Below are 248 nucleotides of genomic sequence, written 5' to 3'. Positions count from 1 at the left end.
ACCGAAGGGGTGTACGAATTTTCACCGGAATTCGTCCCAGCCTTCGGTTTCAAGAAAGAAGACCTGTTGCCTAAAATCCGGCTCGAGCCATGGGTGGCTGCTCCTGAAGGCCGCCCCATCAATATCCTGTCGGAAAAACTCATCGATAGGAAAAGTATGGAAACGGTATATCATTCCGAAACTGCCGCACAAATTCTCCAAAACTCTCCTTGGCTTGAAGGATTCGGAAAATTTGAGAGTACAGAAAA

The 248-nt window shown here is 47.2% G+C and carries 1 protein-coding gene; it reads left to right on the top strand.

What is annotated here, in order from left to right; all coding sequences use genetic code 11:
- Positions 1-248, top strand: a 248-nt coding sequence (locus tag HMPREF3066_RS13360; protein WP_210385705.1) for a hypothetical protein, incomplete at both ends; no start/stop codon positions are given.

Origin of the sequence: Neisseria sp. HMSC03D10 (assembly GCF_001807625.1) — a bacterium.
In the GTDB taxonomy this organism is placed as follows: domain Bacteria; phylum Pseudomonadota; class Gammaproteobacteria; order Burkholderiales; family Neisseriaceae; genus Neisseria; species Neisseria mucosa.
This window is presented reverse-complemented; position numbering and strand designations above follow the sequence as displayed.